Below are 18,617 nucleotides of genomic sequence, written 5' to 3'. Positions count from 1 at the left end.
GACGCTGAAATTGTGTTTACTCATTTACGTGCACATCTTTCAAACCAGCCCAAAACGCGGCGATGATCGACAGGGCGACGATGATCATCGGCGCATACATGATCAAAAATGTTTGCATTATCCTTTTCCCCCTTCCCATTTTCCTTTAACGTACGCCTTGTTAAACAAAAAGAGGCGCATAAGCAAATAAAGTGACGGAATTAATAACAGGAGGCCGGCAATAAACGCGACGATCAACGCCATAGCCATCGTCTCATTCGTAAACCCGTCATAAATCGTCAAATACGGGTATAACAAATACGGATAATGTGAAATGCCATAGGCGTAAAAGGCGAACGCATATTGAAACAACAGCGCAATAAACGCCCAGCCGAACCGCCGCTGCCGCCAAAGCAGCCAAACGGTAATGACAAAAAACAAAAAGGAAATGACCAGCATCCACGCCACATTCCATAGGTTGGCGTAATGCTCGGGATTATGGTAGCGGAGCTGGTAAATAATGAGCAGCGCTGACAACATCGTCGGCCCGCTCCAAAGAAGAGCGTAGCGGCGCAACAGCGCCCGCGCCCGTTCATCCTTGGCCTCGTCCGCATAGTACGTTAAGAAAACGGCAGAAATGTAAAGAACGCTCGTCACACTGAGCAGCACAATGCTCCATGACAACGGGCTTGCAAACAGCTTCCCATAATCCAGCGCAACGCCTGAGGTGCCTGCCTCCACAAACCCGCCTTCGGAAATCGTCAACACGATGGACAGGGAGGCCGGAATAAACAACCCCGTCAATCCATAAGCGATTAAATACCAGTTCCGTTCCGTCCCCCCATACGTATGAAACGCATAGTACGAGCCGCGAATAGCTAACAAAATGATGGAGATGCTCGCCGGGACAAGCAAAATAGAACCGTAATAATACGCCGTTTTCGGAAAAAAGCCGACAATGCCGACAAAGAAAAAGACAAGAAAGACGTTCGTCACTTCCCATACAGGGGAAAGATAGCGCTGAATGATGCGGTGCAAAATATGCTGTTTGTTTGCCCAATGGCTATAGGCGCTGAAAAACCCAGCCCCGAAATCAATCGAGGCAACGATAATGTACCCGAACAAAAACAGCCATAACACCGAAATGCCAATGACTTCGAGCGTCATGGCGCCACCTCCCCGTTATTGGCCCGCTCTGCCAGCTCCCGTTCAACCGGGTTGCGGCGGAACATACGGATGAGCACTGTTGCGCTCGCAATTACTAACACCATATACAAAAGGCAAAACAACACAAGCATCGTATCCACATGCGCCGACGATGTCGCTCCTTCCGCCGTTTTCATATAGCCGCGCAAAATCCACGGCTGCCGCCCGACTTCCGCTAAGTACCATCCCGCCTCAATCGCAGCCATCGCCAGCGGCCCTCCCGCCACCAGCAGTCCAAAAAACCACTTTTTCGCCGTCCACTTCCAGCGGAAAATCGATCCGAGCCAATACGCGGCTGCGACAACCATTAAAAACACCCCGATCGTGACCATCACATCGAATAAGTAATGAATGTACAGTGGTGGGCGTTCATCTTCCGGAACTTCGTTCAGTCCGGTCACAACCGCAGCGGGATGGTTATGGGCCAAAATGCTAAGGGCATATGGAATTTCCAAGGCATATTTCACTTCCCCGTCTTCTTGGAGCGCGCCGAACAGGATCAACGGTGCATGGGAGCTCGTTTCAAAATGCCATTCAGCGGCCGCCAGCTTTTCTGGCTGGTATTCGGCTAAAAATTTGCCCGATAAGTCGCCAATCAATGCACTGGCTACCGAAAAAATAAAAGCTGTTTTCATCATTAAATGAAGTGCCTTGCGATGATAAATGTGACGATTGCCTTTCCATAAATGCCAAGCGGCGATCGAAGCAAGCACGAATGCTGACGTCATATACGCCGTCGCCAGCACGTGGGCGACTTTTGTCGGCATGGCCGGATTGAACATTGCGGCGATCGGGTCGATGTTGATAAGCTCGCCGTTTTTCAACTCAAACCCTTGCGGCGTGTTCATAAAGGCGTTCACCATCGTAATAAACATGGCCGAAGCCGAAGAGCCGATCGCCACCGGAATGAGCAACAGCAAATGTTTTTTCTGGTTTTCAAACCGGTCCCATGTATACAGATAAATGCCGAGAAAAATGGCTTCAAAAAAGAAGGCGAACGTCTCCATAAACAGCGGCAAGCTGATCACTTGGCCAGCCAGCTGCATAAAGTTCGGCCATAAAAGCGACAGCTGCAAGCCGATCGCCGTTCCGGTCACAACCCCGACCGCCACCGTGATGACAAAGCCGCGCGTCCAACGACGGGCAAGCAAAATATAATGCATATCATGTTTCCGAATCCCAATCCACTGGGCAATGGCGATCATAAGCGGAATCCCAACGCCGATCGTGGCGTAAATGATGTGAAACGTCAGCGTCAACTCTGTCAGCACGCGGCTGAGCCACACTGAATCATACTCGCGCATATTTCATCCCCCCTGTGAAAACAGCCGTCCCATCAACGAAACGAACACGGCGGCCGCCGCCAAAAAACTAATCCATATGAGCCACGTTTCTTGCCGTTTCCACACGTTCATTCCCCTCCGTAAAGTCCTACATGACATAATTGTGATAAACATCACAAACCAGTTGTGTTTATTATCCCATAAACTTCCCGCTCTTATCCATCGCAAATTCGAATAATTTGTGACATTTTTCACATATCTGCCGTGACAAACAAAAAAAGCAGGATGCCCCTGCCGTTCGTGATCACAAATACTTCCGATGCACCGTCTTCCCGTCATACGTAAACAACATCGGCTTCTCTTCAACAACCGTCTCCATATGGACCGGACGGCCCCACAACTGATAAATGTAGGGCAATACTTTTTCCAAATACTTCAGATCGAGTTCGATCCCTTCATACCAATGTTTTAAATACAGCTCCCCATTGCGCATGTAGTCGCCGTCATTGACCGTGATATACGGAAACCCGCCGTTGACCCGCATGCTGACGAGTTGGTCGCGGATATGCTCCCAGTTTTTGTCGACGATTTTATATTCTTTCCCCTGTTTTTGGAACAAATACATATCTTCGCGCATAACGAGCTCTTTCGTTAAATAGTTGCGCAAAAACGAAATGTCGGATTCGAGTTCGCGCACTTCAAAAATTTTCGCCCTCCCCGACCCCGGCTTGACGCCGTATTTTTTCATCTCCTCAGTCGGGTTGTTCCACCGCTCTTCAATGTCTTCAAAAATTTTCAGTCCTAAATAATACGGATTGATGCCAGTGCGCGACGGTTGCACGACGTTGGCGTTCAGTTTCGCAAATTCAATCGCCTCATCGCTCGTCAAATCCATCTCGCGCAAAATGCGCTGATGCCAATACGTCGCCCATCCTTCGTTCATGATTTTCGTCTCCAGCTGCGGCCAAAAATAAAGCATTTCCTCGCGCATCATCGTTAAAATGTCGCGTTGCCAATCCTCCAGTTCGCGGCTGTATTCTTCAATGAACAATAGCACATCTTTTTCCGGTTGCGGCGGAAACTTGCGCCGTTTTTTTCGCGGCGGCGTTTTCAGTTTGTTCCGCTCGTCAAGCGACCATAAATCGTCGTACGGCGTCGATGTTTTCGGAGGCTCCTCCTCTTCGTACACTTCCGTATCTTCCCACGTCCATGACAGCTTCGGCCGCAGGAGCGAGGGATCGATATGCTCCTGAATGGCCAAGACGGCATCCAAAAATTTTTCCACTTCCAATTTTCCGTATTGATGTTCATAATGCTTGATCCGCTCCGCTGTCGCCGCCATGCTTTCCACCATATCGCGCTTCGTGTTGCTGAAGCGGACGTTGTTTTTGAAAAAGTCGCTGTGAGCCAACACATGGGCGACGATCAGCTTATTTTGGATGAGCGTATTCGTATCGAGCAAAAACGCGTAGCAAGGGTCCGAATTGATGACGAGCTCGTAAATTTTGCTTAACCCTAAATCATAATGAAGCTTCATTTTGTAAAACTGTTTCCCAAAGCTCCAATGGGAAAATCGCGTCGGCATTCCGTAGGCGCCAAACGTATAAAGAATGTCCGCCGGACAAATTTCATAACGCATCGGATAAAAATCAAGGCCAAATCCTTCCGCAATTTCGGTAATTTCGGCAATGGCCCGTTCCAGCTCTTTCAGCTCGCCCTTCCGCATCCATCTCCCCCCTTTTTCCTCTTATCACAATGTATGAGGGAAACGGCGTTTTGATACGTTCCATCGTTTGGCATGAACGCGCAGCGCCCCATTTTCATTTGTGGACCGTTGGCTTATAATGGTCATATACAAGAAATCGCGGCAAAGCGTGGTGGTCATTTGCAGCACTATTTGCATTATCTTATCGAACACTTCGGCTACATCGGCATTATGGTTGCGCTGATGCTCGGCATCGTCGGGCTGCCGATCCCCGACGAGCTGCTGTTGACATATGCCGGTTACCGCGTTTCAACGGGGGCGTTTTCGTATCCGCTCGCTTTTCTTTCCTGCTGGCTTGGAGCCATCATTGGCATCTCGCTCAGCTATATGCTCGGGATTACGCTCGGGCTGCCGTTTTTGCATAAATTTGGTCCGAAGCTTCATCTTACGGAGAAGCGGCTCGAGCAAACGAAAGCGCTTTTTTCGAAGCTCGGCCCAGCGGTATTGTTCATTTGCTATTTCATCCCCGGCGTTCGGCATCTCGCCGCCTTTTGGGCCGGCATGAACGCCTACCGTTGGAGAAAGTTTGCCTTGTTCGCCTACAGCGGGGCGATGGTGTGGGTCGCTGTCTTTTTGACGATCGGCGCCTATTTTGAAAGCCGCTGGATGGCCGTCAAGCAGTACATCCATGCCTACCGTCCATTCTTATTTCCAGTCTTTTTGGTCGCTCTTGGTTTCGCCATCTTCTATTGGTACATCCAGCAAAAGCGAAAAACACCGGGGTAATCACCGGTGTTTTTCATTCTCTATGCGCGCTATACGTTCTCGCGCGGGCCGCGATGGTACGTTTCCGTCAGCAGACCCATAAACAGGCCGAATCCGAACATAAACATCGAGGCCCCGATAATGCCGAGACTGATGATCGTCAAGAAATAGTCTTTGTTGTAAGCGCTTGCGATAAAACTAAGCAAAAACAGTACAACTCCGACAATCAATCCCACTGACGCCATCCATTTGCACATGTTGATGATTTCTTGCCCTTCGTGCCGTTTGTTCATTCTCATCATCCCCTTATTTTGAGGATACTATCCTTGTCACAAAATTGCAACATTTATTTTTCCTTTTTCGTTTTCATTTCGGTTATAATTTATATTTTGCCTTCTGTCGCAACATTTACAGGGCAACAAAACGCCCCGCCGTCATACACTAACAATGACTCCTTCTTGATAAAGGAGGCATGCCGCTTGAACACCGTCGACTATGATAAGGCGCTCTATTACACGCATCGCTCCGAATGGGACAATTTGCTCATTTTAATGGTGCGTACGCCTGATGATATTCTGTCGAAAAAAATTGAAAAGTTTCTCCACGCTTATAATTTTGAACATGACTACTCCGTCATCCAGGAGCGGTTGCACGCCTTGCTTCGCTATATTGACCATGCGCTTGAAGTGAGCGAACAAAAAATGGGAGTCGAGCAGTACGCGCAGTTTTACTCGTAAAACGAACGGGGAATTGGCCGATGCCAATTCCCCGCAGATTGTGCTGATCATTGCGCATAAGAAGGCGAAACGGTGCTAAGCACATCCTTTACGCGTTGCATGACGGCTTCTGTTAAGCGCGCTAGTCTTTCTTCGCTGTCCCCCAGCGACGTCCCTTTGACGCCGAAGTACGCCTTCATTTTCGGCTCCGTCCCTGATGGACGCAGACAAAACCACGAGCCATCCTCCAAGATATACTTGAGCACATTGGATGTCGGCAAATTAATGGCCGTTTTTTCGCCGGTCAACGTGTTCGTCCGCTCTTTCGTTTTGTAATCCTCAATCACCGTCACCTTTTTCCCCGCGGCCTCCACCGGCGGCTGTTGGCGGAACGACGCTAAAATCGCGGCAATCGCCTCTGCTCCTTCTTTGCCTTTCAGCGTGAGCGATCGTTGTCCCTCGCGGTAATAGCCGTACTGGTCAAACAATTGCAAGAGCGCCTCATACAACGATAGCCCTTGCTTTTTATAAAACGCACACACTTCCGCCGCGAGGACAGCCGCCTGCACGGCATCTTTGTCACGGACAAAATCGCCGATCAAATACCCATAGCTTTCCTCATATCCGAACTGGAACACATATTGCCCTGTTTGCTCGTATTCCTTTATTTTTTCACCGATGAATTTGAAACCGGTCAACGTATCGACCGTCTCAAGACCAAACGATTGGGCGATCGCCCGACCCAATTCAGACGTCACGATCGTTTTTAAGACAACACCATTTTCCGGCAGAGTGCCTTGAGCTTTTCGTTGCGACAGCAAATAGTGGAGCAACAAGCCGCCGGTTTGATTGCCGGTCAGCACGACATAGTTTCCCTTGTCATTTTTCACCGCCACGCCCAGCCGGTCGGCATCCGGGTCGGTGGCGATCAACAGATCAGCGTTCACTTGCTTGCCCAACTCCATCGCCATGGCGAAGGCCGCGTGTTCTTCCGGATTGGGCGAGGCGACCGTCGAGAAATTCGGATCCGGCAACTCCTGCTCTTTGACGACAAAGACGTTTTGGTAGCCGAGCTCAGCGAGCGCGCGGCGCACCGGTTTGTTTGACGTGCCGTGAAGCGGCGTAAACACGATATGGATCGCCGTTTCCCGAGCGAGCTCCGGATGGATGGAAATCGTTTTGACCGCATGGATATAAGCATCATCGACTTCGCTTCCGATGATGCGAATAAGGCCTTTTTCTCTTAACGTTTTCTCATCTTCCACATGAATGGCGAGCTCATTTTCGACTTCATTGACATAGCGGATCACTTGGTCGGCGACAGCAGGCGGCAGCTGTCCCCCGTCCTCTCCATACACTTTATAGCCGTTATATTCGGGCGGATTATGGCTAGCGGTGATGACAATGCCGGCAAACGCCCGCAAATAGCGAACAGCAAACGACAGTTCCGGCGTTGGACGCAATTCATCAAACACGTATGTTTGAATGCCGTTCGTCGCCAACGTTTTCGCCGCCTCCATCGCAAATTCCGGCGACTTATGCCGGGAGTCATAGGCAATGACGACCCCGCGTTGCTTCGCCTCATCGCCAAACGATTGTATGTATCGCGCCAATCCTTCCGACGCTTTTCGCACCGTATACATGTTCATTCGGTTCGTCCCCGGGCCAATCTCGCCGCGCATGCCGCCGGTGCCGAATTCGAGATTTTTGTAAAAGCAATCCTCCAGCCATCGTTCATCATGGCGGCGTTGTTCCAACAACCGCTTCAATTCCGGATCGAGCTGCGGCTCACGCAGCCATTGTTCGTATTTTTGTCTCCACTCCATCGCTGTTCCCCCTTGATTTTCATTTTCCCTGTTTATGTATTCGCTCCCATCATACAATATACCTGCCAAAAGAAAAAGGATGCCCTGGAAAAAATGTGGGCATCCTTTTCCCCCATTACCCTTGCGGCTGCGACGGTTCGGAAATGCTCGTCAACGCCTGTTCAGCCGCTTCGTTTGATGCGCTGTTCGTCGCAATATCGCCTAAAGCGACAATGCCTTGAAGCTGGTTGTTTTCCACGATCGGCAAACGGCGAACTTGATGTTGGGCCATGACATTCGCGGCTTCCTGTACGCTCATATTCGGCGTACCGGTGACGACTTGGTTCGTCATGACCTCCGCTACTTTGACGGTCGACGGGTCTTTTCCTTGGGACGAGACGCGCAACGTAATATCGCGGTCCGTAATCATCCCTTTGACTTGCCCGTTTTCCACAACCGGAAGCGCCCCAATATTTTTTTGGCTCATGATTTGCGCTGCTTCTTGCACCGTTTGGTTCGGCGAAATCGTTGCGACGTTTTTCGTCATAATGTCCTGCACTTTGTTTCCGCTGTTGTTCGTCAATGTGATCCTCCCCTTTCACCGATTAGTATGGCTCGTTTGTCGAGCGATATAGATAGAAAATGTTGTTTTCTTTCCTGCCCTTTGCCGGTTATGAATGGACGTTCCGTTTTCCATCCCTTATAATGGAGCTGAACAGTGTAAGATCGGGCAACGGTGTCTGCAACGGAAGAAGGGGAGAAGGATGGAACAAGAAAAACGCGCGGAACACTTGCTTTTGGCCGCATGGGCGACCGCGCTCATCGCCACCCTCGGAAGCCTTTATTTTTCGGAGGTGCTTGGGTACATTCCGTGCGACCTGTGCTGGTTTCAACGCATTTTTATGTATCCGCAAGTCATCATTTTAGGAATCGCCATCGTGCGCAAAGACGCTGCGGCAGCTCGCTATAGCTTCACACTGTCATTGATTGGCGGGGGTATTTCTCTGTATCATTATGGATTGCAAAAAATTCCGCTGCTTCAAGAATACGCCATCAGCTGCGGCCGCATTCCGTGCACAGGGCAATATATAAACTGGCTTGGATTTATCACCATTCCATTTTTGGCGTTCACTGCCTTTATGATCATTATTTTGTTAAGTTGGACCGTCATGCGCCAGCAAAGAAAGGAGAGCGAACGTTGAAAAAACTGCTCGCATTTGGCGGCATCATTGTCGTCCTGTTCGCTGCGATCGCGTTTATTACGATGTACGAACAAAAAGAAGCCGCAAGCAACAACCCTTACCATAAAAGCGAGCTGAACCCAGCCACTGTCGCCCAACTTGACGACCCGAACTACCGCAACATTATTTTGCCCGCGGAGTTGAAACAGCAGCTGGCTGACGGCAAGACGCTCACCGTTTACTTTTACAGCCCGACATGCCCGCACTGCCACCGGACAACGCCGATCGTCGTGCCGCTAGCAAAGGAGCTTGGCATCGATTTAAAGCTGTTCAACTTGCTTGAATTCGAAGACGGGTGGGATGCGTACCATATTGAAGCCACCCCGACGATCGTCCATTACGAAAACGGCAAAGAGGCAAAACGCATCGAAGGATACCATGATGAAAAAACGTTTCGCCGATGGTTTGCCTCACTGCCAATGCCAAAAAAATAAGGAGCTGCGCCTTTTACAAGACGCAGCCCCTTGCCCTACATCACCCACTGGTTCACAGCGGGAACATACATGCTGCACGGCATCGCCCGCTTATGGAGAAACTGCTTGGCCCGAAATGGGAACGTGATGCCATGGCGGGCCAAAATCTTTTGATTGCGAACAAACAGCCATTCATACTGTTCCAAATCCCCATGCTCTCCGATGTGCTCGATGACGGTAATGAGCGACTGCAGCGCCGAAATGATTTGGAAAGCCTCTTTCATTGTCCCATTATATGCCACATGTTCGTGGTCCAGCGAAAGAATGCCCCATTCCTCAAATTGACGGATTTGTTCATCATCGAAGTAATACGGGAACACATCGGTATAAAAGTAGTTGAGCAAATACTGCATGTAATGCTCTTGTTCCGGAGTCGCCGCATACATCATTTTCAACGTCCATACCACCTTTTCTCGCCGCAATGCTTGCGTTCTCCATCACGAAGACGATACTATGAGTGTACCATATCTCGCGCAAGGATAGGGGTAGAAAGTATTTCCACAGCTAACAAATAATTGGGAGTGTGACAACCTTTGTGGACAAGAAAAGGCGATTGGCTGGAATGCATCATCCCTAGCTGGTGGAGCGGTTTGACGATTGAACAGCTCCTGAAAGACGTATGGGCCGCCTCGAAAAAGCTCGCCCACCGTTGGCGGATGGAACACGGCGTCAAACTGAACGGCCAGGCTGTTCCCTGGAAGACGGTGCTCAACGAACGCGACCGGCTTCAGCTTTACGCATATGAGCCAGAGCCGTCGTTCATCGTTCCAGAATATCGGGAACTTTCGATTTTATGGGAGGACGACCATCTGCTCGTCTTGAACAAAGAAGCCGGCATCGACATTCATCCGTCCGAACCGGGGCAAACCGGCACGCTCGCCAATGCGGTCGCGTTTTATTTGCAGTCGCAGGCAATTTTAACAAAAGTGCGCCACATTCACCGACTTGACCGCGACACGTCGGGAGCGATTTTATTTGCCAAACACCCGCTTGCCGGTGCGACGCTCGATCGGATGCTCGCCCACCGTGCCATCAAGCGGACGTACGTCGCCCTTGTTCACGGTCGTTTGTCCCCGAAATCAGGAACCATTTCCGCGCCAATCGGCCGCGACCGCCATCATCCGACGCGCCGGCGCGTCTCGAAGACGGGGGCAAAAGCGGTGACACACTATCGCGTCATCAAAACATTCCCGTCAGCATCGCTTGTCGAGCTTTCTCTCGAGACCGGACGGACGCACCAAATCCGCGTCCATTTGGCCCATCTCGGCCATCCGCTTGTCGGCGATGTGCTTTATGGCGGCCAGCCAGTGTTTCATCGCCATGCGCTTCATGCCGCCAAACTAACGTTCCGCCATCCGTTTACAACTGAAGAAGTCATTTGTTTCGCGCCAACAAGCGATTTTCCCACCGACCTTTCGCGCATTTACAATTGATCTACTCCACCGTCCTTCAATGGAGGAGGAGATTTATCGGCCGAAACGAGAAAAGGCAGACGCCCCCGTCTGCCTTACAAACGCAACTCCTCCTCTTCGGCGCCTGCCGTCTCCTCCTCTTTGTTCGGCTCTTTTTTTGCCACTTCCAGCGTTTTTACATGATGTCCATCCATTTCCTTCACCGTAAACAAGTAGCCATCGATTTCGACACTCTCGCCAGGTTTGATATCATAATGCTTCGTTAAAATCCAGCCGCCGATCGTATCGACGTCATCATCGTCAATATCCAGCCCAAGCAAGTCATTCACTTCGCTGATCAACACTTTGCCATCCAAAATCAATCGATCGTCCATTTTTTGAATGAGCGGCGTTTCATCAATATCAAACTCATCTTGGATTTCGCCAACGATTTCTTCCAAAATGTCCTCGACTGTAACCAGTCCAGACGTGCCGCCGTATTCATCGACCAAAATCGCCATATGGATGCGTTCTTTTTGCATTTTGACCAACAAATCGTGAATGGCGATCGATTCAATCACTTGAATGATCGGGCGGATATAGTCTTTCATCTGCTTTTCGTTGGACGGATTGGCAATAAAGTCCGTAAACACCTCTTTCACGTTGATGAGTCCAAGCACATGGTCTTTATCGCCGTCAATGACCGGATAGCGCGTATACTTTTCTTCGCGAATGATGTCCAAGTTTTCCTTGACGCTTTTGTTAATATCGAGCGCCACAATTTCTTTGCGCGGCACCATAATTTCTTTCGCGATGCGGTCGTCAAAACGAAAAATGTTATTGACATAGCGGTACTCTGACTGATTGATCTCCCCGCTTTTGTAGCTTTCGGATAAAATGAGGCGCAGCTCCTCCTCAGAGTGGGCGATTTCATGCTCCGCCACCGGCTTGAGGCCAAACAGGCGCGTCACGAGCCGCGCAGAGTTGTTGAGCGTCCAAATGAATGGATACATGATTTTATAAAACCAAATGAGCGGCTGAGCCGTAAACAGCGTAATCGCTTCCGCCTTATGAATGGCAAACGTCTTCGGCGCTAATTCACCGACGACAACATGCAAAAAGGTGATGAGCGAAAACGAAACGATAAACGCTAAAAAATGGGAGACAGATTCCGATAGATGGAGGCGTTCAAACAGCGGCAGCAACATCCGCGCCACCGTCGGCTCCCCCAGCCAGCCAAGGCCAAGCGAGGTGAGCGTAATGCCGAGCTGGTTCGCCGATAAATAGCCGTCCAAATTCGAAATCACTTTTTTCGCCGCGACCGCCCGTCGATTCCCTTCATTGACAAGTTGATCGATGCGCGAGCTGCGCACCTTGACGATCGCAAATTCAGAAGCGACAAAAAAGGCGGTGCAAGCGATGAGAAACGCCACCAACAGCAAACTGGCTATATCCAATTCGTCTCCGAGCGCGGATGAAGCGCCCAGGTTACACCTCCTGCACATAAAAGTTTCCATTGCAGCTGATAGACGGTGATGCCGCTGGGCCGCCTTAGGCGGCCCAATATGTTACGATTCCTCATTATTGTTCCCTTGGGTGAAAATGAGCACATATTTCAGCAATTCAAACACGGCGATCAACGTTGCCGCGACGTATGTCAGCGCCGCCGCGCCAAGCACTTTGTTTACGCCGCGCGCTTCATTTGGGGCGATCAACCCTTCAGCCAGCATAAACCGCTTCGCCCGTGCGCTCGCGTTAAACTCCACCGGCAAGGTAATGATTTGGAAGGCCACCGCCAGCGAGAAAAACAAAATGCCGAGTCCAATCAGCGAAAATTGATGGAGCACAAATCCAACGAGCAACAACAACGGCGCAACGCCCGAAGCGAAGTTCACAATTGGAAACATCCGGTGGCGAAGGACGAGCGCAGCGTAGCCTTGCTGGTGTTGAACGGCATGGCCAACCTCGTGGGCGGCAACGGAAATGGAAGCGATTGAACGCCCATAAAAGACCGGCTCCGACAAACGGACCGTGCGGGAAATCGGATCATAATGGTCGGACAATCTCCCTGGCACGACCTCCACCGGCACATGGTGCAGCCCGTGGCGGTCTAAAATCATGCGCGCCACTTCCGCCCCCGTCAACCCCGATGAGGCTGGAACTTCAGACCAGGCATTGAAATTGCTTGATACCTTCCATTGCGCCCAAAGCGATATCAGGAAGGCGATAAAAATGAAAATATCCATCGGATGGAATAGCATCACAGCACCCTCCGTTTTTTCAATGTTCATCAAATGTGTATACTATTATTTATTGTACTTGCTCACCTTTTCATACGTCAAACGGCCCGCTCCGGTTTCAAAAAAAAACAGCGCCTGCATCGAGGCGCTATTTGGCTGATGGGGACATCAAAAATTGAAATTGTCTGGGTCAGGACCGACCCGTTTGTTCAAGTTCAACGCGTCGATCTGTTTCATTTCTTCGTCGGTCAGCGAGAAATCAAAAATATCAGCGTTTTCCTTGATCCGCGCCGGCGTCACCGACTTCGGGATCGTCACAACGCCGTGTTGCAAATCCCAGCGCAACACCACCTGCGCCGGCGTTTTCCCGTACTTGCGCCCAATGTCAATGATCGTCGGTTCGCTTAAAATTTCCCCGCGCATGAGCGGCGACCATGCTTCAAGCTGGATGCCGTTTTCCCGGCAAAACGTAAGCAACTCTTTTTGCGTCAGGCGCGGGTGATACTCGACTTGGTTGACCATCGGCTTGATTTCACAATCCGCCAGTACATCTTGCAAATGGTGGATATGGAAATTGCTTACGCCGATCGCGCGCACATAACCGTCTTTATACAACTTTTCCAGCGCCTTGTACGTCTCTTTATACTTCCCTTTCACCGGCCAGTGGACCAAATACAAGTCGACATAATCGAACCCGAGTTTTTTCAAACTTTTGTCAAACGCCTTCAGCGTCGTCTCATACCCTTGATCAGTGTTCCATACTTTCGTTGTCACGAACACTTGTTCGCGAGGAATGCCGGATTCGCGGATCGCTCGACCGACACCTTCTTCGTTTTCATAAAAAGCGGCTGTATCGACATGGCGGTAGCCGATCTCGAGCGCGGTGCGCACCGCGCTTCTTACTTCCTCCCCTTCTTTGACTTTATAAACGCCAAGGCCGACCCAAGGCATTTTCACCCCGTTATGCAAAGTGGCGCAATCTTGCAGGCCGTTCATATCCTCTCCTCCTCGAGCGTCATTATAGTTTCATTATGGGAAAAGAGGGAAAGAAAATCAAAATATATGCTTGCTCTCCTTTCTCACTTCCCCACGTCCCTCTTGTTCTTTCTTTAGGGGAAAATCAACGCAAAAACGAGGGGAAACGTTCCCCTCGCGCTGTCATTGCATTCCTTCTTTCATCCATTCGGCGATTTGCAGCGTGCGGCTCCTTTCCCGACGCAGTCAGAAACATGCGAACGGAAAAGCTGTCAATTGGACTTGCAGATCGGCTCCTGACTCTTATTTGGCCACGCTCATCGAGGCGCGCTCCACTTCAGCTTCGTTCGGATGAAACTCGTTTTCCATTTTCGAAACAACCACTGTCGCTACAGCATTGCCGATAATATTCGTAATCGCCCGCGCTTCCGACATGAAGCGGTCAACCCCAAGCAACAAGGCGATGCCTTCGACCGGAATCATCGGGAACGCCGCCAAAGTCGCTGCCAACGTAATGAATCCCGAACCGGTAACCCCTGCTGCCCCTTTCGAGGTGAGCATTAATACGCCAAGCAACGTCAGCTCTTGCCAAATGGTTAAATCAATGCCGTACGCTTGGGCGATGAAAATGGCTGCCATCGACAGGTAAATCGATGTGCCGTCTAGGTTAAACGAATACCCTGTCGGAACGACAAGACCAACAACCGATTTCGAGCACCCGTATTTTTCCAAACGTTCCATCAGCCGCGGCAGCGCTGATTCAGACGAAGACGTGCCCAAAACAAGCAACAGTTCCTCTTTGATATAAGCGAGAAACTGAAAGATGTTAAACCCATAAAACTTGGCAATCCCGCCAAGCACGACGAAAATGAAAAGCGCCATCGTAATGTAAACAGAACCCATCAGTTTACCGAGCGACACGAGCGATCCGAGGCCGAACGTGCCGATCGTGTACGCCATCGCGCCGAACGCGGCGATCGGCGACACCTTCATAACCATGTTGACGACGCCGAAGAAAATTTCTGCCAGCCGTTCAAACAAGGAAATCACTGGTTTTGCTTTTTCCCCAAGCGCGGCAGCCGCTAAACCGAACAACACGGCGAAGAAGAGCACCGGAAGCAGTTGGCCGCTCGCCATCGCGGCAACGACGTTGTCGGGAATGATGCTTAAAATGAAGTCAACAAAACCGTGGCTTGTTTCTTCCGCTTGTTTCGTGTATTGTGAAATGTCGCCGCCTTTTACTGCATCGGTATGAAACCCAACCCCTGGTTTGACAAGGTTGACGACGACAATCCCGATCGCCAACGCAAACGTCGTGACAATTTCAAAATAAATGAGCGCCTTGCCGCCGATGCGGCCGACCTTTTTCAAGTCGCCCATATTGCCGATTCCGATGACGACGGTGAAGAAAATGATCGGGGCGATCACCATTTTAATCAGCTTAATAAATCCGTCTGCCAATACTTTTAACTTCGCTCCGAATTCTGGAAATAGAAATCCGACAATGATCCCTAAAATAATGCCGATGATGACTTGCACCGTCAAGTTTTTCAGTTTTCTCCGCATTTCTCCCACTCCTTTCGATATATTGGCAACGCTTTCAACATTATCATAAAGAAAAATCGTTGAAATCAAAATATTATGGTGATAATGGTCGTTTTGGTCTTTTTGGTCTTGACCTTTTTTGGCTCTTCACCACAACATGTTACTTGACAAGCAATACGGTTTCCTGCACAAAGATGTGCCAAAATCACGGATTTGTTGGTTTTCCTTCACAAGCGTAAATAGGGTATGTTCAGAAAAAATCAAGTACAACTTTTGGTGAAGAGCCACTTTTTTGCTGTTCAAAAACAAAAAAGCTTCCGCCCGCGGAAGCCTATTACGATCCTCTAATTTCATTCAAAAGCCCGGAACCAAACTGCCTCGTAAACTCGTCGTACAGCGGGGCGAACTTCTGCTCCCATTTCCGTTTCTCCTCTTCCGACAGCCGGTAAAGGAAGACATCTTCACGCCGCTCGAGCTGCTTGAGCTCCCGTTCGTTTTGCTCTTTCGACTGCTCTAAATTCCAACGCGTCGCTTCAGCCATCGCTTCGGTTATGTTTTGCTGGATGTCTTTCGGCAAATGGTCCCAAAATGACTGATTCATCATGACGGCGTACCCGAGATATCCGTGATTGCTGATCGTAATATACGGTTGAAATTTGTAAAACCCTTTCGAATAAATATTGGAAATCGTATTTTCCTGCCCATCAAACTTATGCTGTTCAAGCTCCTGATAAACGCGGTCAAATGAAACGGCAATCGGTTCACCGCCAAGCAAGCGAAACTGCTTTTCAATCACTTCGCTCGGCATAATGCGAAAACGCAAGCCGCGAAAATCGTCAGGGGCGATGAGCGGACGGGTTGTGCTCATCATTTGCTTAAATCCATTGCTCCAAAACGCCAGTCCTTTCATTCCTTTTGCCTCCAGCATCCGAAGCAGCTCGGCGCCCACTTTTCCAGTAAACACGCGGCGCACGTCGTCCTCATCGCGGAACAAAAACGGCAAATCGAGCACTTGCCATTCGGGGACAAGCTCTGTCACCTTTGAAAATGATGGCGCGATCATTTGCACGTCGCCGCGCAACAGCGCATCAAGCTCTTCCCCATCCGAATAAAGCGAGCCGTTCGGGAACACTTCGACTTTGACGCGGCCGTTTGTTTTTTGCTCGACAAGCTCGGCAAACTTTTGCGCCGCCAGCCCTTTTGGCGTATTCTCTGCTACGACATGGCTGAAATAAATAATGATTTGCTTTTCCAATCCTTTTTGCTCGTCGTCATAAACAAGTGGTTCACGTCCCAGTTGACGGCTAGCTGCCCAGCCGACTAGACCGAGGCCGACAAACAAAAGGATTGTCCATGCTCTCCACTTTTTCCCCATTGTTCACACCATTCTTCCATCCTATTGCTAAAATGGCACTCCAACGGAATGCTCCCCGCCGACTCGAATCATTGAAGCAAAAAAGCGGCTGGAGCCCACCGATTCGGTTTGAAAGCAGCAATCGCCACGCCTTACGTATGCACCATCTTCTATGCTGGCGGGCAGAATATTTGTTCCCCACCGCCATTTTACACCTTTCGTTTCTTTCCATTCAAGAAGATTTGGTATAATGAAAAAAACGTTGATTTATTCCTTTCCCGATTCATATGGCATGTCCAACAGCCATCACGACTGCCAAAAAGGAGTTCCGCCATGAACCGGCTGCCGATTCGCTGGAAAATTACGATGTTGATTTTCGCCATCGTCAGCTTTTCCATGTTGCTGAGCGGTGCATTCATCATCAGCGACTTTTTCCATACAAAGGAGGAGGAACTCAGCCAGCGCGCCTTATTGACCGCGCGCACCGTCTCCGAGCTGCCCGAAGTCAGGCGCCATATTGTCGGAAACAAACAAAGCCGGGCGCTGATCAATCCGGTCGTCGAGCGGGTGCGCGTCATTCACAGCGCCGACTATATCGTCGTTCTCGATATGAACAAAGTGCGCCTCTCCCATCCGCTTCCGGCAATGATCGGCACGATCTCCCGCGGTGCTGATGAGGGGCCGGCATTTGCCGAACATACGTACACTTCCAAAGCCCGCGGGGAAATCGGGACAGTGGTTCGCGCCTTCGTTCCCATTATGAACAGCGATCACGAACAAATTGGCGTCGTCATCGCCGCCTACCGGTTGCCGACGTTTTTTGAAGCCATTGATTCTTTGAAAGAAGAAGCTGCCGTAGCGGTCGTTTTGTCGCTCGTTGTCGGTGGAATTGGTGCATGGCTGCTCGCCTCCCATATCAAGCGGCAAATGTTTGAGCTGGAACCGCATGAGATCGCCAAGCTGCTGATCGAACGGACGGAAGCGTTTAACGCCATGCACGAAGGCGTCATCGCCATTGACAGCGATGAAAACATTACCATCTTCAACGACCGGGCAAAACAAATGCTCGGCGTCAAAGGGGATGTCATCGGCCGGTCGATCCGTTCCGTCATTCCAGACACACACCTTCCGGAAATCTTGGAAGTAAACAAGCCGATTTACAATAAGGAGTTGCAGATCGGCAATTTAACGATTTGGAGCAACCGCATCCCGATCAAAGTCAACGGGAAAACGGTCGGCGCCATCGCCATTTTCCAAGACCGGACGGAAGTGAAGAGACTCGCCGAAGAACTGACGGGCGTCAAGGCGTTTGTCCACGCCTTGCGCGTGCAAAATCATGAATACATGAATAAGCTTCATACGATCGCCGGCCTCATCCAGCTCGGCCATATCGAAAAGGCGCTCGAGTACGTCTTCCAAGTCACGGAGGAACAAGCAGAACTGACACAGTTTTTAAGCCGCAACATTAAGGACGAAAGCATTTCTGGATTGCTCTTAAGCAAAATCCGCCGCGGCAAGGAGCTCGGCATCCGCGTGACCATCGATCGGCACAGCCGGCTGCACCGCTTTCCGCCGCATCTCGATCACCATGATTTTGTTGTTCTCCTTGGCAATTTAATTGAAAACGCCTTCGACGCGTTCCGTGATGTAACCGACCGGGAAAAAGAAATTTACATCAGCATCGAACAAAATGAAGACATTTGTTCCCTCTCGGTCGAAGACAACGGCCAAGGCATTGCCCGTGAGCATATCAACCGCATTTTTGATGAAGGCTTTTCAACCAAAGGGGAGAGCGGTCGAGGCATCGGCTTGTATTTGGTGAAGCAAATTGTGGAAAAGGGAAACGGGCGCATCGATGTGCAGTCGGAAAAGGGGAAAGGAACGGTGTTTACGGTGACCTTTGACATGTGAGGTCCATTTAGGCAACGGCGGCCGCGAA

General features: G+C 50.2%; 19 protein-coding genes. 6 read left to right on the top strand and 13 right to left on the bottom strand.

Going from position 1 to position 18,617, the window contains the following annotated elements:
- Window positions 1-16: 16 nt before the first annotated feature.
- The 4 genes from GHH_RS19680 to GHH_RS02775 all read right to left on the bottom strand — a co-directional run bounded on the left by GHH_RS19680 (window position 17) and on the right by GHH_RS02775 (window position 4,194).
- Window positions 17-118, bottom strand: coding sequence for a hypothetical protein (locus tag GHH_RS19680; RefSeq protein ID WP_011230110.1), 102 nt, complete (start codon window positions 116-118; stop codon window positions 17-19).
- The gene (locus tag GHH_RS02785; RefSeq protein WP_015373999.1) at window positions 118-1,146 is read right to left on the bottom strand and encodes a cytochrome d ubiquinol oxidase subunit II; all 1,029 of its coding nucleotides are present in this window, start codon (window positions 1,144-1,146) and stop codon (window positions 118-120) included. The genes GHH_RS19680 and GHH_RS02785 overlap by 1 nt, the downstream gene beginning before the upstream one ends.
- Entirely contained in the window at window positions 1,143-2,489 is a 1,347-nt protein-coding gene (locus GHH_RS02780) for a cytochrome ubiquinol oxidase subunit I (RefSeq protein WP_015373998.1), read from the bottom strand. Before GHH_RS02780 ends, GHH_RS02785 begins: the two co-directional genes overlap by 4 nt.
- Before the next feature lie 283 nt (window positions 2,490-2,772).
- Window positions 2,773-4,194, bottom strand: a complete 1,422-nt coding sequence (locus GHH_RS02775; RefSeq protein WP_013146276.1) for a SpoVR family protein — start codon at window positions 4,192-4,194, stop codon at window positions 2,773-2,775.
- A gap of 159 nt (window positions 4,195-4,353) precedes the next feature.
- On the opposite strand from GHH_RS02775, the gene GHH_RS02770 reads away from it, so the two are divergent.
- Complete coding sequence (locus GHH_RS02770) at window positions 4,354-4,959, top strand: DedA family protein (RefSeq protein ID WP_011230077.1); 606 nt, start codon at window positions 4,354-4,356, stop codon at window positions 4,957-4,959.
- 29 nt (window positions 4,960-4,988) lie between these two features.
- On the opposite strand, the gene GHH_RS02765 is transcribed toward GHH_RS02770, so the two are convergent.
- On the bottom strand, window positions 4,989-5,237 hold the full coding sequence (locus GHH_RS02765) for a hypothetical protein (RefSeq protein WP_013146279.1): 249 nt from the start codon (window positions 5,235-5,237) through the stop codon (window positions 4,989-4,991).
- Between the two features lie 180 nt (window positions 5,238-5,417).
- Here GHH_RS02765 and GHH_RS02760 point away from each other — a divergent pair, with 180 nt between their 5' ends.
- Window positions 5,418-5,675 (top strand): YhdB family protein, encoded by a 258-nt coding sequence (locus tag GHH_RS02760; protein ID WP_013146280.1) that lies wholly within the window; start codon window positions 5,418-5,420, stop codon window positions 5,673-5,675.
- Window positions 5,676-5,722: 47 nt separating this feature from the next.
- Here the strand turns inward: GHH_RS02760 and GHH_RS02755 are convergent, their stop codons facing one another.
- Together GHH_RS02755 and GHH_RS02750 are read right to left on the bottom strand one after the other, a co-directional pair.
- On the bottom strand, window positions 5,723-7,480 hold the full coding sequence (locus GHH_RS02755) for a phospho-sugar mutase (protein ID WP_015373995.1): 1,758 nt from the start codon (window positions 7,478-7,480) through the stop codon (window positions 5,723-5,725).
- A 115-nt stretch (window positions 7,481-7,595) separates the two neighbouring features.
- Window positions 7,596-8,042: a CBS domain-containing protein gene (locus tag GHH_RS02750; protein ID WP_013146282.1), complete on the bottom strand. Its 447-nt coding sequence runs from the start codon at window positions 8,040-8,042 to the stop codon at window positions 7,596-7,598.
- Window positions 8,043-8,223: 181 nt separating this feature from the next.
- Here GHH_RS02750 and GHH_RS02745 point away from each other — a divergent pair, with 181 nt between their 5' ends.
- A complete protein-coding gene (locus GHH_RS02745) occupies window positions 8,224-8,661 on the top strand; it encodes a disulfide oxidoreductase (RefSeq protein WP_013523012.1) in 438 nt (145 codons plus the stop codon).
- Window positions 8,658-9,134 (top strand): thioredoxin family protein, encoded by a 477-nt coding sequence (locus tag GHH_RS02740; RefSeq protein ID WP_015373994.1) that lies wholly within the window; start codon window positions 8,658-8,660, stop codon window positions 9,132-9,134. Before GHH_RS02745 ends, GHH_RS02740 begins: the two co-directional genes overlap by 4 nt.
- Before the next feature lie 35 nt (window positions 9,135-9,169).
- On the opposite strand, the gene GHH_RS02735 is transcribed toward GHH_RS02740, so the two are convergent.
- Window positions 9,170-9,568 carry a YhcU family protein gene (locus GHH_RS02735; protein WP_015373993.1) on the bottom strand — a complete coding sequence of 133 codons (399 nt, stop codon included), beginning with the start codon at window positions 9,566-9,568 and terminating at the stop codon, window positions 9,170-9,172.
- Between the two features lie 138 nt (window positions 9,569-9,706).
- Between GHH_RS02735 and GHH_RS02730 the strand changes: the two genes are divergently transcribed.
- Window positions 9,707-10,606, top strand: a complete 900-nt coding sequence (locus tag GHH_RS02730; protein WP_015373992.1) for an RluA family pseudouridine synthase — start codon at window positions 9,707-9,709, stop codon at window positions 10,604-10,606.
- Window positions 10,607-10,680: 74 nt separating this feature from the next.
- On the opposite strand, the gene GHH_RS02725 is transcribed toward GHH_RS02730, so the two are convergent.
- The 5 genes from GHH_RS02725 to GHH_RS02705 form a co-directional block, all read right to left on the bottom strand.
- Window positions 10,681-12,021: a hemolysin family protein gene (locus tag GHH_RS02725; RefSeq protein WP_015373991.1), complete on the bottom strand. Its 1,341-nt coding sequence runs from the start codon at window positions 12,019-12,021 to the stop codon at window positions 10,681-10,683.
- 111 nt (window positions 12,022-12,132) lie between these two features.
- The gene (locus GHH_RS02720) at window positions 12,133-12,825 is read right to left on the bottom strand and encodes a zinc metallopeptidase (RefSeq protein ID WP_011230067.1); all 693 of its coding nucleotides are present in this window, start codon (window positions 12,823-12,825) and stop codon (window positions 12,133-12,135) included.
- 147 nt (window positions 12,826-12,972) lie between these two features.
- Window positions 12,973-13,800, bottom strand: a complete 828-nt coding sequence (locus GHH_RS02715) for an aldo/keto reductase (protein WP_011230066.1) — start codon at window positions 13,798-13,800, stop codon at window positions 12,973-12,975.
- Window positions 13,801-14,082: 282 nt separating this feature from the next.
- A complete protein-coding gene (locus GHH_RS02710; protein WP_015373990.1) occupies window positions 14,083-15,345 on the bottom strand; it encodes a dicarboxylate/amino acid:cation symporter in 1,263 nt (420 codons plus the stop codon).
- Window positions 15,346-15,658: 313 nt separating this feature from the next.
- Window positions 15,659-16,699 carry a TRAP transporter substrate-binding protein gene (locus tag GHH_RS02705; protein ID WP_015373989.1) on the bottom strand — a complete coding sequence of 347 codons (1,041 nt, stop codon included), beginning with the start codon at window positions 16,697-16,699 and terminating at the stop codon, window positions 15,659-15,661.
- A gap of 312 nt (window positions 16,700-17,011) precedes the next feature.
- Here GHH_RS02705 and GHH_RS02700 point away from each other — a divergent pair, with 312 nt between their 5' ends.
- Complete coding sequence (locus tag GHH_RS02700) at window positions 17,012-18,589, top strand: sensor histidine kinase (protein WP_015373988.1); 1,578 nt, start codon at window positions 17,012-17,014, stop codon at window positions 18,587-18,589.
- Window positions 18,590-18,617: the final 28 nt, after the last annotated feature.

Origin of the sequence: Geobacillus sp. GHH01 (assembly GCF_000336445.1) — a bacterium.
In the GTDB taxonomy this organism is placed as follows: Bacteria; Bacillota; Bacilli; order Bacillales; family Anoxybacillaceae; genus Geobacillus; species Geobacillus zalihae.
The sequence above is the reverse complement of the archived record's forward strand: the minus strand, read 5'-3'. Positions and strand labels throughout refer to the sequence as shown.